The following is a 13,331-nucleotide window of genomic DNA, read 5'->3' on the forward strand; positions in this document are numbered from 1 at the left end:
TAATCGGGCGTAGTTCGAGGGGGAGTACCCGGCTTTCCGCAGCGTCGTCATCACGGCCGCCGACCTGAGGCGTCCCGGCGCGGGAGTCACCGTTTCCGGTGGCACGGGGAGACCGTCGACCGTCCGATTCCGCCGTGTGGCGGTGATGGGGGTTGACGCATGCCCGTACCTCTGTGGGCCTGGGCCGCCGTTCTGGCGGTCATCCTTGTCATGCTGGCCGTCGACCTCTACGCCCATCGCAGCGCCCATGTCGTGCGGTTCCGCGAGGCGCTGGCCTGGTCGGGGGTGTGGATCGTCCTCGGCCTCGGCTTCGGGGCCGTCGTCTGGCTGACCTGGGGCCCGGAGGCGGGCGGCGAGTACCTGGCCGGTTACCTGATCGAGAAGTCACTGGCCGTCGACAACGTGTTCGTGTTCGCGCTGCTGTTCTCCTTTTTCGCGGTCCCTCGCGAACTGGAGCACCGCGTGTTGTTCTTCGGTGTGCTCGGCGCGCTGGTCTTCCGCGCGGTGTTCATCGGCGCGGGCGCCGTGCTCCTCGACCGCTTCCACTGGATCCTCTACCTCTTCGGCGCGTTCCTGCTCTACACGGGCGTGAAGATGGCCAGGCACGCGGCGATCGAGGTGCATCCCGAGCGCAACCCCGTGCTGCGCGCCCTGCGGCGGGTGATGCCCGTCACCGACGCCTTCCAGGGGTCTAGGTTCCTCGTCCGGCAGGACGACGGCCGGTGGGCGGCGACGCCGCTGCTGGCCGTGCTGGTCGCCGTCGAGACCACCGACATCGTCTTCGCCGTCGACTCGATCCCCGCGATCTTCGCGGTCACCTCCGAGCCGTTCCTCGTCTTCACCTCCAACGCCTTCGCGATCCTCGGGCTGCGGGCGATGTACTTCCTGCTCGCCGGGGCGATGCACCGGTTCGGCTATCTCAGGTACGGCCTCGCCGCCATCCTCGTGTTCGTCGGAGCGAAGATGCTCTTGGCCGACATCTACGCGATCCCTGTCTGGCTGTCGCTGGTGGTGATCTTCGCCTGCCTCGCGATCTCCGTGGGGGCGAGCCACTACCGCACGCGTAGGGGTTGATCGATCTTCCCCTGGCCCGCCGCCGATATGTACCCTCCTGTCCAGGGAGCCGGCGGGCGGTGGGAGGACTCGGCAACGTGACGGGCTTGTACGCGATCAGCGATCTGCACGTCGCCCACGACGAGAACCGCGAGATCGTCGAGAACCTCCGCCCGGAGTCGGACGGCGACTGGCTCGTCGTGGCCGGCGACGTGGCGGAGACCCCGGCCGATATCGAGTGGGCGCTGGGCACGCTGGCGCGGCGGTTCGCGAGGGTCGTCTGGGCTCCCGGCAACCACGAGCTGTGGACCACCGCGAGCGACCCGGTCCAGCTCCGGGGCGTCGCCCGATACGAGCGCCTTGTCCAGATCTGCCGTGACCTGGAGGTGCTCACGCCCGAGGATCCGTACGCGGTGTGGGAGAGCGAGGACGGGCCGGTCACGGTGGCCCCGCTGTTCCTCCTCTACGACTACACCTTCCGTCCCGACGGCACCGCGACAAAGGAGACGGCCCTGGCCCGGGCGTACGAGGCCGGCGTCGTGTGCACCGACGAGTATCTCCTGCACCCCGATCCGCACCCGACCCGCGACGCCTGGTGCGAGGCGCGGGTGGCCGAGACCGAGCGCCGCCTCGCCGCCGTCGGTGGCCCGGTCGTGCTGGTCAACCACTTCCCGCTGGTCCGGGAGCCGACCCGGATCCTGCGGTATCCCGAGTTCGCGCTGTGGTGCGGCACCGAGCGCACCGCCGACTGGCACGTGCGCTACCGGGCCGCCGCCGTGGTCTACGGCCACCTGCACATCCCCCGGACGACCTGGCACGACGGCGTACGCTTCGAGGAGGTCTCGCTGGGCTATCCGCGCGAGTGGCGCGCGCGCCCGGCCGGGCCCGCGCGCCCGCGTCTGGTGCTCACCGGGGCGGCCAAGTGATCGCTGACATCCTGCCGGCGTGGGTGGCGTCGGCGGAGGAGTTCGGCGACGTCCCGGAGGAGACCCTCTTCCCGGAGGAGAGGCCGCTCGTCGAGCGGGTCGCCGACCGGCGGCGGCGGGAGTTCGTCACCGGGCGCCACTGCGCCAGGCGCGCGCTCGCCGGGATCGGCGTGGCGCCCGTCGCGATCCCGCGCGGCGAGCGGGGCGCACCGGTCTGGCCGGACGGCGTCGTCGGCAGCATCACACACTGCTCGGGATACCGTGCGGCGGCGGTGGGCCCGGCGGAGGCGGCGCTGGCGATCGGCATCGACGCCGAGCCGCACGAGCACCTCCCCGAGGGCGTCCTCCCCCGGATCGCCGCGCCCGCGGAGATCGCCGCGCTCACGGCGCTGCGCGACGCGGACGACGCGGTGTGCTGGGACGCGATCCTGTTCAGCGCCAAGGAGTCGGTCTACAAGGTCTGGTTCCCGCTGACCCGCAGATGGCTCGACTTCTCCGAGGCGGTGGTGGACATCGACCCCGCGGGCGGGTTCGAGGCCCGGCTTCTGGTCGCCGACCCGGCCGTCGGCACGACGGTGCTGCGGGGCCGGTGGACGGTGCGCGACGGCCACCTCGCCACGTCGATCGCCCTCCCCCGGGGCTGACGACGCCCGCTCACGTACGCGGCCGGTGGCGGGCGGCCGCGCGGGCGTGCGCCGCGGTCAGGAGGGCGGGCACCCGGGGTGCCGTGGCCTCGCCGGGGTTGAGCAGGCAGACCCAGGACTGGGCGGCGTAGACCGGATGCGGCAGGAGCCGGTCGAGCGCGCGGTAGTCCACCGTCTCGCGCTGCCCGGCGTGCGCGGCCGGCGGGTAGCCGAGCAGTTCCTCGAACGCGGCGCGGCCCACGGCGACGTTCAGCCGGAACACCCCGGGCCGGTCGAGGCCGGAGGCGGTGTCATACCCCTCGTAGTCCTTCACCACGATCGTGGCGAAGGGCATCTGCCGGGCGGAGGGGTCGTCGTCGGGATCGTAGAAGAAGAAGGTGTCTCCCCACGCCGCCCGGGGGGCGCCGGTGCCCTCGGCGGCGGTGAAGGCGACGACGCCCGGCAGGCCGGTCATGAAGTCGACGATGTCGTTCTCGGTCAAGGCGGGTCCCGTTTTCTCGGCGGCTGATTCCTCCTTGAATCGTCTCATTGAGCCGCCCTGTGAAACTTATCCCGAAAAATCGCAGGTTTCCGGCGGACAACCTTCAACCCACAGGGCAGGCCGGGTCAGGAGCGGCGGGGCGGGCGCACCACCGCGACGGGACAGTGCGCGTGGTGCAGGACGGCCCGGCTGACCGAGCCGAGCACCGCCGAGCCGACGGCGCCGTGCCCCCGGGAGCCGACGACGAGCAGGTCGGCCTTCTCCCCGGCCTCCACGAGGGCGGGCACCGGGTGCGCGCAGACGGCCCGCATCTCGGCGTCCAGATCCGGGTAGCGCTCCCGGTGCGCCGCCAGCATCTCCGCCACGTAGTCCTCCTGGGCCCTGCGCACCTCGTCGACGTCATAGGTGATCTCAGGCGCGAACGTGTGCACCGGAAGCTGCCACGCGTAGAGGACGAGCAGGCGGCAGCCGCGCAGCCGCGCCTCCTCCGACGCGTAGGTCAGCGCGGCCTCCGCCTCCGCCGAGCCGTCGACGCCGGCGACGACCAGCCCGTGCGGCACCCGCAGCCCCTGGCGTACGACCACGACGGGGACGTCGACCTGACCGGCGAGGTGCATGCTGACCGAGCCGAGCAGCATGCCGGCGAACCCGCCGTGGCCCCGGTTGCCGACGACGATCTCCGCGGCCCCGGCGGCCTCCCGCCGCAGCGTCCTCGACGGGTCGCCCTCGATGAGGTCGGGGACGACGCGGACGACGGGATGGATCTCGCGAACGGCCTGCGCGGCCTCCTCCAGGATCCGCCGGCCGGCCCGGTCGAGCTGGTCCTCGATGGGGATGGGATAACGGGCGATCTCGTACGGCATGCGGTCCACCGCGTGGACGATCCGCAGCGGCAGGCCCCTGCGCGCGGCGTCTCCCGCGGCCCACTCCACCGCGGCGGCCGCGGCGCGCGAGCCGTCGGTGCCCACGACGACGACGGGTTCGGACAGGGGTTCGGACATGGCTCCTCCTTCGTGCCTGTCCTCATCCCACCGTCCGCGCGCCGCCTGGGGCAGGGCCGCTGGTCCCTGCCTGCCGGGACCTTCCGCCCTGCGCTGGAAGGTCCCGGTCGAAGATCGGGGGCGGGAGATCAGGGGCAGGTGAAGGCGGTCGCCCCCGGCGAGGAGGATCCGGACGCCTGGAAGCCGAAGCTCGCCGACGCGCCGGGCGCGAGGGTCTGGCCCCAGGAGGGAGCCCGCGCCGTCCAGCGGGACCCACTGGCGGTCACGGTCGCGCTCCAGCCGCTGACGAGGCCCACCCCGGCCGGCATGGTCCAGCCGACCGTCCAGTCGGGCCAGGTCGTCGTGCCGGTGTTCTTGACCGTGACGTTCGCGGTGAAGCCTCCCTGCCACGAACTGGCCACCTGGTAGCTCACCTGACACGTCCCGGTGCTCCCGGACGGGCTCGCCGACGGGGAGGCGGAGGGGGACGGGGAGGGCGAGACCGACGGAGACGGAGAGGGGGACGGGGACACGGACGGCGAGACCGACGGGGACGGCGACGCCGAGGGCGACGCGCTGGGCGAGCTCGTGCTCGTGGTGTAGCTCGCCTCGGTGTAGTCGGCGGCGCACTGCGTGCCGCACGACGAGGGCAGGCCGAAGCTGTAGACGCGGCCGCCGTTCAGCGGCTGGTCGGCCGCGTCGCGCACGCGGATCCGGAACGTCGTCGCGCCCCGGCTGGTCCCGCTGATGAGGTACGACTGGCCCATGTCGGAGTTCATCTGGGCCGGCTGCCAGGCGCCGTCGGCGTAGTACTCCACCCCATGGATGCCGTTGGGCAGGTGGGAGATCGCGATCGCGGTCCAGTAGGCCTGGGAGCCCTTGAGGAACCCGATGCGGATGTCGCCGGAGTAGTTCGGCGCGGGGATGAACGACCACGTGACGCGGCGGTTGTTCCAGTGGTTCGGGTACATGTCCCCGACCGGCGCGCCGTTCTTCACGAACCTGTTGAGCGAGGGCTTCGACAGGTCGAGGTGGTAGCGGTCGTCGCGGCACCAGCCGTTGGAGTCGCCGCAGCTGTCGGCGACGATCATGGTCAGGGTGGCGCCGTTGTAGGCGTCGGAGACCCACGAGCCGTTCCGGCAGAATGACGAGTTCTGCCCGCCGTCGTTGACGCCGGTGCAGAAGTCGGAGATCTGCACCTGGACGAAACGGCCGCAGTTGAGCCCGTTGTTCCACATCCCGGTCTTGGACGCGTTGGCGCCGGTCAGCGGCCGGGGATAGAAGTTGTAGTCGCCGGGGGTGTCGTACACGTTGAGAGCGACGAAGTCCTGCGAGTCGAGCTGGGACTGCGGCATCCCGCAGCCGCCGTACGGCGAGCCGAGGGCGTCGAAGTAGGTGGCGTTGCCGGTCACCGGCGCGGGCGGGTCGCCGACCGCGCCGGCCGGAGAGGCGGCGGGCCAGGCGGTCAGCAGCACCGCGGCGACGGCGGCCGTCCAGATGCGGCGCCGGAGGCGCCGGATGCGACCTCGGACGGAGAATGCGCGGCCGGTCATCGGACTCCCTGCGCTCACGGTCGGGGCTCGGAACGCCGTGATCCTGGCTGCGGGCCGGTGCCGGGTCAAGGGCCGGTCACGACGGCCGCGGCGACGACCCCGGTGAGCTGCGTGCGATGTCCGCCCCGTTTGGTGACTACCTGTAACTTTCATCACCCTCATGAGCCGATGACGTGCAGAAGCCGACTTTCGGGGCAGGAAACACCAAAGCATTCATGACCGGCGGGGAGCGGCCACATGACGGAATTCGCAGAGGACATGGCGGTCGGCGTCGAGGAGGAGTTCCACATCGTGGACCTCACGACGCGGCAACTCGTTCCGCGGGCCGGCCTACTGCTCCAGCAGTTGCGATCCGACCGTTTCACCCAGGAACTGCAGCGGTCGGTCCTGGAGACCGGGACGACGCCGCGGCTCCGGCTGGAGGACCTCGCCGGGGAGCTCATGCGGCTGCGCGCCGACGCGATCGCGGCGGCGGAGGGGCTGGGTCTCGGCATCGCGGCGGCCGGGACGGTCCCGCTGGTGGACCCGGAGTCGATGAAGATCTCCCCCGACCCGCGCTACGAGCAGATGCTGGACGACTACCAGGTGCTCGCCCGCGAGCAGCTCATCTGCGGCACGCAGGTGCACGCCGAGGTGCGCGACCGGGACCTCGCCGTGGCCGTCACCCACCGGCTCGGCCCCTGGCTGCCTCCCCTGCTGGCCCTGAGCTGCAGCTCGCCGTACTGGATGGGCGCCGACACCGGCTACGCGAGCTTCCGGTCGATGGTGTGGCAGCGCTGGCCCACGGCCGGCCCGGCGGAGCGGTTCGAGTCGGCCGAGGAGTACGACGCGATGGTGAAGGAACTGGTCAGGTCGGGGGTCATCAGCGATCCCGGCATGCTCTACTTCGACGTCCGGCCGTCGGCGCACGTGCCGACCGTCGAGCTGCGGCTGTGCGACTCCTGCCCCCGGATCGAGGACATCGTGCTGATCGCCGGGCTGTTCCGCGCGCTGGTCACCCGGGAGCTCGACGCCCTCGCCACCGGTGCGCCCACTCCCCTGGACCCCGGTTCCGTACGCCCGGAGCTGGTCCGGGCCGCCTCGTGGCGGGCGGCGCGGTCGGGCCTGGACGGCGAGCTGGTCGATCCCGTCGAGGGCGTGCCGAAACCGGCCCGCACAGTGGTGAACCGGTTGCTGGAGGGCCTGCGGCCGCAGCTGGAGGCGCGCGGCGACTGGGCGCTGGTCAGCTCGCTCGCCGCCGAGGCGCTGGACGGCGGCGGCTCGGCCGCGCGGCAGCGCGAGGCCTTCCGGCGGGCGGGCCGCCTGACCGACGTGGTGGACCTCGTCCTGGCCGAGACGAGGGCCGAGAACTGGCCCCGATCCAGACCCGCGAGCCCCTGCGCCGCGGCGGCCGGGAGGTAGGAGCGTGTGCGGACTGAGCGGCGAGATCCGCTTCGACGGGCGGCCGGCGGACATCGGCGTGGTGGGCAGGATGACCGACTCCATGCACGAGCGCGGCCCGGACGGCTCGGGGCTGTGGGAGTGGGGGCCGGTCGCCCTCGGCCACCGGCGCCTGAAGATCATCGACCTGTCCGAAAAGGCCGCGCAGCCGATGGCCGACCCCGCCCTCGGCCTGACGGCGGTCTTCAACGGCTGCCTGTACAACTACCGTGAGCTGCGCGAGGAGCTGCGGGGCGAGGGCTACCGCTTCTTCTCCACCTCCGACACGGAGGTGCTGGTCAAGGCGTTCCACCGGTGGGGCGCCGACTGCGTGCGCCGGTTCGCCGGGATGTTCGCGTTCGCCGTGTTCGAGCAGGCGACCGGGCGGCTGACGCTCGCCCGCGACCGCCTCGGCATCAAGCCGTTGTACGTCTCCGGGAACGGCGACCGGCTGCGCTTCGCCTCGACCCTGCCCGCGCTGCTGGCCGGGGGCGAGGTGTGCACGGACATCGACCCGGTCGCGCTGCACCACTACATGACCTTCCACTCGCTGGTGCCGGGCGAGCGCACGATCCTCGCGGGGGTGCGGAAGCTGCCACCGGCCACCGTCCGCACGGTCGAGGCGGACGGCTCCTCCCGCGACACCGTCTACTGGGACCCGCCGTTCACCCGGCTGCCGGAGCACGAGGGGATGGACGCCGCCGACTGGCGCGACGCCGTCCACGACCGGTTGCGGGCGGCCGTACGGCGGCGGATGGTCGCGGACGTGCCCGTCGGCGTGCTGCTGTCGGGCGGCCTCGACTCCAGCGTCATCGTCGCGATGCTCGCCGAGGAGGGCCAGCGCGACCTGTCCACGTTCAGCATCGGGTTCCACGGGGCCGGGGGCGACGCCGGGGACGAGTTCCGCTACTCCGACCTGGTCGCCGACCACTTCGGCACCGACCACCACCGCATCCTCATCGAGGACTCCCGGCTGCTGTCGGGCCTGCCGGACGCCGTACGGGCGATGAGCGAGCCGATGGTCAGCCACGACTGCGTCGCCTTCCACCTGCTGTCGCACGAGGTGGCCAGGCACGTCAGGGTGGTGCAGTCCGGGCAGGGCGCCGACGAGGTGTTCGCCGGATACCGCTGGTTCCCGCCGCTCGCCGCCGTGCCCCGCGAGGAGGCGTTCGCGACGTACGCGAAGGAGTTCTTCGACCAGCCGCACGAGGACCTCGCGGGCATCGTGGCTCCGCGGTACCTCGTCGGCGAGGACGCGAGCGGGGAGATCATCCGCCGCCACCTCGCCCGTCCGGGCGCGGAGACCGCGCTCGACGCGGTCCTGCGCCTGGAGACCCGGCTCATGCTGCCCGACGACCCGGTCAAGCGGGTCGACAACATGACCATGGCCCACGGGCTGGAGGGCCGCACCCCGTTCCTCGACCACGAGCTGGTGGAGCTGGCCGCGGCGTGCCCGCCGGAGCTGAAGCTCGTCGGGGGCGGCAAGGGCATCCTCAAGGAGGCCTCCCGCGCGCTGCTGCCGCGCGAGGTGGTCGACCGGCCCAAGGGCTACTTCCCGGTGCCCGCCATCCGGCACATCGACGGGCCGTTCCTCGACCTGGTGCGCGACGCGCTCACCGCGCCCGCCGCCCGCGAGCGGGGCCTGTTCGACAAGGCGTACGTCGAGGACCTGCTGGAGAACCGGGAGGCCAGCCGCACCACGACGGGGGTCAACATGCTGTGGCAGCTCGGGCTCCTGGAGATGTGGCTGCAGGCGCAGGGAGTCTGATGGCGGCAGAAGCCCTCGGCGTACGGACCTCGGCCCTCGGGGACTCCATCGGGGAGGCGGTTGGAGACGCGGCGCTGAGCGCCTGGAGCTGCCGGGCGCCGTCGCTCGCCCCCGACCGCGGCGCGGTCGCGTACGTCAGCGACCGGGACGGCGTGCCCCGGGTCTGGATCAGGCGGTTGCGGCGGGGCGGGCGGGCGCGGCCGGTCGCCACCGGGCCGGAACCGGTCGCGGAGGTGAGCTGGTCGCCGTCCGGGGAACGGCTGGCCGTCCTCCTCACGCCGGGCGGCGGCGAGCACACGCAGGTCTGGACCGTCCGGCCCGACGGCGGCGACCTGCGCCCGCTGGCCGCGCCGGAGGGCGGGTCGGCCTGGTTCGTCCGCTGGACCGGCCGCGGCGACCTGCTCCTGGCCGCCGAGGTCGCGGCGTCCGGGACGGCCGAGGCGCTGCTGGTCGACGCGGCGACCGGAGGCCGGGAGACGGTGGCCCGCGGGCCCCTGCTGCACCCGGAGGCGGTCAGCCGCGACCACGCCCGGGTGCTGCTGCGGCGCGGGCCCCGCGGGGTCCGGCGGATGTACGTCAGGGAGCTGACGCCGGAGGCCACCGGCCCGGGGGGCGAGCGGCCGCTACTGGCGGACCTGCCCGGCTCCACCGACTACGGCGTCCTGTCCCCCGGCGGCGAGACGGCCTACCTGCTGTCGGACGCGGGGCGGGACCGCGCCGCGCTGCTGGCCGTCGCCGGGGACGGCCGCCCGGTCGTGCTCGCCGAACGCCCGGACGCCGAACTGGACATGTTCGCCCTGACCGCCGACGGCCGGCGCGTGGTGCTCGTGTGGAACGCCGCCGGCCGCTCCGAGCTCGACGTGCTGGACACACCCGAGGCGCTGGAGACGCCGGATCGGGCCGGGAGCCCGGTGCGGCGTCCCCTCCCCCCACCGCCGGGAGAGGTGGTCACCTCGATCAGGGTCTCGCGGGACGACCGGGCCGCCGTGCTCACGGTGGAGGGACCGGCCCAGCCGCCGCACGTCGTGCTGTGCGACCTGGACACGGGCCGCTACCGGCGGGTCGCCGGGGCCGGCCGGATCGCCGGGGCGGTGGACGCCGAGCTCGTACGGTTCCCCGCCCGCGACGGGCTGGAGCTCAGCGGCTGGCTCTACCGGCCGCCCGGGGCGGTGGGCCCGGCGCCGTACGCCGTGTTCCTGCACGGCGGACCCGAGGACCAGGAACGGCCCACGTTCAACCCGCTCTACCAGAGCCTGCTGGCCGCCGGGATCGGCGTGCTCGCGCCGAACGTGCGCGGGTCGGCCGGGTTCGGCCGGGCCTTCCGCGAGGCGGACGACCACGCCCTGCGCTTCCGCGCGATCGACGACGTGGCCGACTGCGCCGCCTTCCTCGTGCGGGCCGGTCTCGCCGACGCGGCCCGGCTGGCCTGCCTGGGCTGGTCGTACGGCGGCTATCTCACGCTGGCCGCGCTCGTCACCTACCCCGGCCTGTTCCGCGCCGGGGTGGACGTCTGCGGCATGGCCGACTTCGCCACCTTCTACGAGCGCACGGAGCCGTGGATCGCGGCGGCGGCGGTCAGCGAGTACGGCCATCCGGAGGCCGACCGCGACCTGCTGCACGCCCTGTCGCCCCTGCACGCCTTCGACCGGCTGGCCACTCCGCTGCTGGTGGTGCACGGCGCGCGGGACACCAACGTCCCGGTGTACGAGGCCGAGCAGGTCGTCCGCGCGGCCCGGGCCAGGGGGGTGCCCTGCGAGGCCCTGCTGTTCGAGGACGAAGGGCACCAGATCCGGCGGCGGGCCAACCGGGTCACGTTCGTCAGGCGGGTGACGGACTGGCTCGACCGGCACCTGACCGGCGTGTTCCCCGGCTGAGCGGGGCCCCTCCCCCGTCCGGCGACGACCGGCGCGGCCCGGCACGCTCAGCGCGACTCGCGCAGCCTGGCGAGGTCGCTCTCCATCTTGGCGATGACCCGCTGGTATCCCTCCCAGCCACACAGGCGGAGCAGCTCCGACTTCATGCGCAGCGTCTCCTCCTGCACGGCCTCCGGTCCCTGCCGCCGGATCGCGTCGAGCGCGCTGCGCGCACGGCTCTCCTGTTCGCTGGCGTCGGCGAGACCTTCGCGTCTCATATCAGGAGCAGGCATGGGACCTTTCCTCCGGGTCTGGACGAACGGTGCCTACACCTGACGCGCCTTGACGCCGGGAGGTTGACGGCCCGGCGAAATATTGGCCGCCGCGTTATCGGACGCGTTACCGGAGCGGCCGGACCTCCCCGCCGGGGACGTCCACCGCGATCTCGCCGCCCAGCCGGCGGCCGTCGTTCAGGACCAGGTTGTCGCCGCTCCAGAACCTGCCGGGGTCGTACCAGTTGGGCCGGCGGCCGCCCGGCAGCAGGCCCATCTCCTCGTAGGTCACGGCGACGACCTCAGCGCAGTAGGCCGTCTCCAGCGTCCGTTCCCGCGCCGTGCGTCCCTCCGGGTCACGTTTCCCCCGGCGGAGCACGGGGAGCGGCAGGGGCCGGAGCGCGGGCAGGCGCCCGCGCACCCAGCGCCCCGCCAGGCGGGCGGTGGACGGGAACGGCGTGCCGTCCAGCCGGGCGATCGTCCGCAGGACGGCGTCCTCCATCTCCCGGCCCACCGGCGGCTCGAGCTGGCGCAGCCAGGCACGCTGGCCGTACCTCGCCGCCCAGACGCACACCGCGTCCCGCATGTCGTGCAGTTGCACGCCGCGCTGGTGGGTGCCCGACCACATGTCCGGCAGCGACCGGCCGAGCTCCGCGTGCCACATCAGCGGTGGCAGATCCTCGATGACGACGGCCATGCCCACGTGGTTGACCGGGCTGTTGGTGGTGACCTGGATGGCGCGGTCGGGCGCGCTGCGCCCCCGGAACACCCACACGTCACCGGTACGGACCAGTTCGAGTGCCTTGTCCAGGCTTATCCGCGTACGAGCCACGGCAGTAGCCTAGGCACATGCGGTGGTGGAAGATACTCGGCCTGGCGGCGTTCGCGGGCGTCGCGGCGACCGGCGTGGTGATCGCCCGTGCGGAGCGCCGGCGGCGCGCCTACACCCCGGAGGAGATCCGGACGCGGCTGCGCGCCCGGCACGCCGAGGCCGTCGCCTCTGCTCAGCCGCTCCGGTAGGCGTCGACGCCGAGCTTGACGGCGACCGCGAGACCGCAGATCGCAGCGGCGAGGCGCAGCGAGTCGCCGGGCAGGCGGCGGGCGATGGCGGGACCCACCCAGCCGCCGAGGAGGAACCCCGCGGCGAGCGGCCCCACCGCGGCCCAGTCGACCGGGCCGAACAAGGCGAACCAGACGGCCGCGACGGCGTTGGCGAGCGCCCCCACGAGGTTCTTCACCGCGTTGACCCGCGCCGGGGTGCGGTCGAGCGCCGCCGCGAGCACCGCGAACATGATGATGCCCCCGGCCGCGCCGAAGTAGCCCGTGTAGACCGCGACACAGAAGACGGCGGCACGCAGCGCCAGACCGCTCTCCCCGCCGAGGCTCGCCTGTCCCGCGCGGGGCGGGCGGAGCAGCAACAGCAGGGAGGCGCCGCCGACCAGCCACGGGGCGGCCATCTCGAACGTCCGGGCGGGCGTGACCAGCAGCAGGCCCGCGCCGGCGGCGCCGCCCAGCCCGGCGGCGAGCCCCAGACGGCCGACGACCGTGCGCTGGCCCGCCAGTTCCGGCCGGGATCCGGCCGCCGCGCCCAGTCCGGTGAACAGCAGCGCGACCGTGTTGGTGACGTTCGCGGCCAGCGGCGGCAGTCCGAAGGCCAGCAGGGCGGGATAGGACACGACCGAGGCCAGGCTCACCACCGTGCTGACCACCCCGGCCACCAGACCCACGGCGGCCAGCCCCAGCACGTCGACGAACACAGACGAACCCAACCATACGGGCCATCGTCGGCCGTCGGCGGCCTCCCGCTCACCCGCAGGCGCAAGCGCCCGGGAGTCAGAGCGTGGGGAAGCGGAGCACCCAGCGGCGCTGCCAGGGTGTCTCGACGGCGCGCCGGTGATGGTTGGCCCGGGTCCAGGCCACGGCCTCGTGCGCGGGCACGCCCGAGAGGATCGCCAGGCACGCGATGACGGTGCCGGTGCGCCCGACGCCTCCGCCGCAGGCCACCTCCACCGCGCGGCCGTCGCGGGCGCGCCCGTGCAGCGCCCGGATGAGACCGGCCGCGCTCTCCCCGTCGCGGGGCAGCAGGAAGTCGGGCCAGTCGATCCATTCGTGTGCCCAGGTGATCCCGGGGTCGTGCCGGCGTCTCAGCCGGGGACCACCGAGATAGAGGCCGAATTCGGGCGGGACGCCTTCGGGCGCGGGATACCTCAGACCGCGCCCGCGAACCCGGGTGCCGTCGGGCAGCGTGACGGCGCCGGGGAGAGAGGTCTCGGACATGCCCCCATCCTGCCCCGCCGAGGGGGCCCAAGAGCGCCGACGAAGCGTCGCCCGAGTTTCGGCTGCCCGGCCGCCGACACCTGTTGACCGTGTCAAGGCGAAAAA

General features: G+C 73.4%; 14 protein-coding genes. 7 read left to right on the forward strand and 7 right to left on the reverse strand.

Annotated features, from left to right (window positions below; translation table 11 throughout):
- Positions 1-159 precede the first annotated feature (159 nt).
- The 3 genes from F5972_RS16095 (at position 160) to F5972_RS16105 (ending at position 2,623) form a co-directional block, all read left to right on the forward strand.
- Positions 160-1,074, forward strand: coding sequence for a TerC family protein (locus F5972_RS16095; protein WP_150934290.1), 915 nt, complete (start codon positions 160-162; stop codon positions 1,072-1,074).
- A gap of 77 nt (positions 1,075-1,151) precedes the next feature.
- Positions 1,152-1,979, forward strand: a complete 828-nt coding sequence (locus tag F5972_RS16100; RefSeq protein ID WP_150934291.1) for a metallophosphoesterase family protein — start codon at positions 1,152-1,154, stop codon at positions 1,977-1,979.
- Positions 1,976-2,623: a 4'-phosphopantetheinyl transferase family protein gene (locus F5972_RS16105; protein ID WP_150934292.1), complete on the forward strand. Its 648-nt coding sequence runs from the start codon at positions 1,976-1,978 to the stop codon at positions 2,621-2,623. The genes F5972_RS16100 and F5972_RS16105 overlap by 4 nt, the downstream gene beginning before the upstream one ends.
- Positions 2,624-2,633: 10 nt before the next feature.
- On the opposite strand, the gene F5972_RS16110 is transcribed toward F5972_RS16105, so the two are convergent.
- The 3 genes from F5972_RS16110 to F5972_RS16120 form a co-directional block, all read right to left on the reverse strand.
- Entirely contained in the window at positions 2,634-3,104 is a 471-nt protein-coding gene (locus F5972_RS16110; RefSeq protein ID WP_191910150.1) for a DUF6194 family protein, read from the reverse strand.
- Positions 3,105-3,229: 125 nt separating this feature from the next.
- Complete coding sequence (locus F5972_RS16115; RefSeq protein WP_150934293.1) at positions 3,230-4,105, reverse strand: universal stress protein; 876 nt, start codon at positions 4,103-4,105, stop codon at positions 3,230-3,232.
- 128 nt (positions 4,106-4,233) lie between these two features.
- Positions 4,234-5,637, reverse strand: coding sequence for a cellulose binding domain-containing protein (locus F5972_RS16120; RefSeq protein ID WP_150934294.1), 1,404 nt, complete (start codon positions 5,635-5,637; stop codon positions 4,234-4,236).
- Positions 5,638-5,874: 237 nt separating this feature from the next.
- Between F5972_RS16120 and F5972_RS16125 the strand changes: the two genes are divergently transcribed.
- The 3 genes from F5972_RS16125 to F5972_RS16135 are packed head-to-tail and all read left to right on the forward strand — an operon-like array spanning position 5,875 to position 10,698.
- Entirely contained in the window at positions 5,875-7,038 is a 1,164-nt protein-coding gene (locus tag F5972_RS16125; RefSeq protein WP_225311533.1) for a carboxylate-amine ligase, read from the forward strand.
- A gap of 4 nt (positions 7,039-7,042) precedes the next feature.
- Positions 7,043-8,824 carry an N-acetylglutaminylglutamine amidotransferase gene (locus tag F5972_RS16130; RefSeq protein ID WP_150934295.1) on the forward strand — a complete coding sequence of 594 codons (1,782 nt, stop codon included), beginning with the start codon at positions 7,043-7,045 and terminating at the stop codon, positions 8,822-8,824.
- Positions 8,824-10,698, forward strand: a complete 1,875-nt coding sequence (locus tag F5972_RS16135; protein WP_150934296.1) for a S9 family peptidase — start codon at positions 8,824-8,826, stop codon at positions 10,696-10,698. The genes F5972_RS16130 and F5972_RS16135 overlap by 1 nt, the downstream gene beginning before the upstream one ends.
- Before the next feature lie 47 nt (positions 10,699-10,745).
- On the opposite strand, the gene F5972_RS16140 is transcribed toward F5972_RS16135, so the two are convergent.
- Both F5972_RS16140 and F5972_RS16145 read right to left on the reverse strand, forming a co-directional pair.
- Positions 10,746-10,955: a hypothetical protein gene (locus tag F5972_RS16140; protein ID WP_150934297.1), complete on the reverse strand. Its 210-nt coding sequence runs from the start codon at positions 10,953-10,955 to the stop codon at positions 10,746-10,748.
- A gap of 121 nt (positions 10,956-11,076) precedes the next feature.
- On the reverse strand, positions 11,077-11,781 hold the full coding sequence (locus F5972_RS16145; RefSeq protein ID WP_150934298.1) for a hypothetical protein: 705 nt from the start codon (positions 11,779-11,781) through the stop codon (positions 11,077-11,079).
- A 17-nt stretch (positions 11,782-11,798) separates the two neighbouring features.
- Here F5972_RS16145 and F5972_RS37265 point away from each other — a divergent pair, with 17 nt between their 5' ends.
- Positions 11,799-11,969 (forward strand): hypothetical protein, encoded by a 171-nt coding sequence (locus F5972_RS37265; protein WP_191910151.1) that lies wholly within the window; start codon positions 11,799-11,801, stop codon positions 11,967-11,969.
- Here F5972_RS37265 and F5972_RS16150 read toward each other — a convergent pair.
- Positions 11,954-12,706, reverse strand: coding sequence for a sulfite exporter TauE/SafE family protein (locus F5972_RS16150; protein WP_225311534.1), 753 nt, complete (start codon positions 12,704-12,706; stop codon positions 11,954-11,956). The two genes, F5972_RS37265 and F5972_RS16150, sit on opposite strands and share 16 nt — an antisense overlap.
- Positions 12,707-12,782: 76 nt before the next feature.
- Positions 12,783-13,226 carry a protein-tyrosine phosphatase family protein gene (locus tag F5972_RS16155; RefSeq protein WP_150934299.1) on the reverse strand — a complete coding sequence of 148 codons (444 nt, stop codon included), beginning with the start codon at positions 13,224-13,226 and terminating at the stop codon, positions 12,783-12,785.
- Positions 13,227-13,331 lie beyond the last annotated feature (105 nt).

It is taken from the genome of Microbispora cellulosiformans (assembly GCF_008728085.1).
Lineage (GTDB): Bacteria > Actinomycetota > Actinomycetes > Streptosporangiales > Streptosporangiaceae > Microbispora > Microbispora amethystogenes.

What these genes read in the sequence shown, in the direction of transcription:
- F5972_RS16095 (WP_150934290.1), top strand. Translation starts at nt 160, where the DNA reads ATGCCCGTACCTCTGTGGGCCTGGGCCGCCGTTCTGGCGGTCATCCTT.
- F5972_RS16115 (WP_150934293.1), bottom strand. Translation starts at nt 4,105, where the DNA reads ATGTCCGAACCCCTGTCCGAACCCGTCGTCGTCGTGGGCACCGACGGC.
- F5972_RS16120 (WP_150934294.1), bottom strand. Translation starts at nt 5,637, where the DNA reads ATGACCGGCCGCGCATTCTCCGTCCGAGGTCGCATCCGGCGCCTCCGG.
- F5972_RS16125 (WP_225311533.1), top strand. Translation starts at nt 5,875, where the DNA reads ATGACGGAATTCGCAGAGGACATGGCGGTCGGCGTCGAGGAGGAGTTC.
- F5972_RS16135 (WP_150934296.1), top strand. Translation starts at nt 8,824, where the DNA reads ATGGCGGCAGAAGCCCTCGGCGTACGGACCTCGGCCCTCGGGGACTCC.
- F5972_RS16140 (WP_150934297.1), bottom strand. Translation starts at nt 10,955, where the DNA reads ATGAGACGCGAAGGTCTCGCCGACGCCAGCGAACAGGAGAGCCGTGCG.
- F5972_RS37265 (WP_191910151.1), top strand. Translation starts at nt 11,799, where the DNA reads ATGCGGTGGTGGAAGATACTCGGCCTGGCGGCGTTCGCGGGCGTCGCG.
- F5972_RS16155 (WP_150934299.1), bottom strand. Translation starts at nt 13,226, where the DNA reads ATGTCCGAGACCTCTCTCCCCGGCGCCGTCACGCTGCCCGACGGCACC.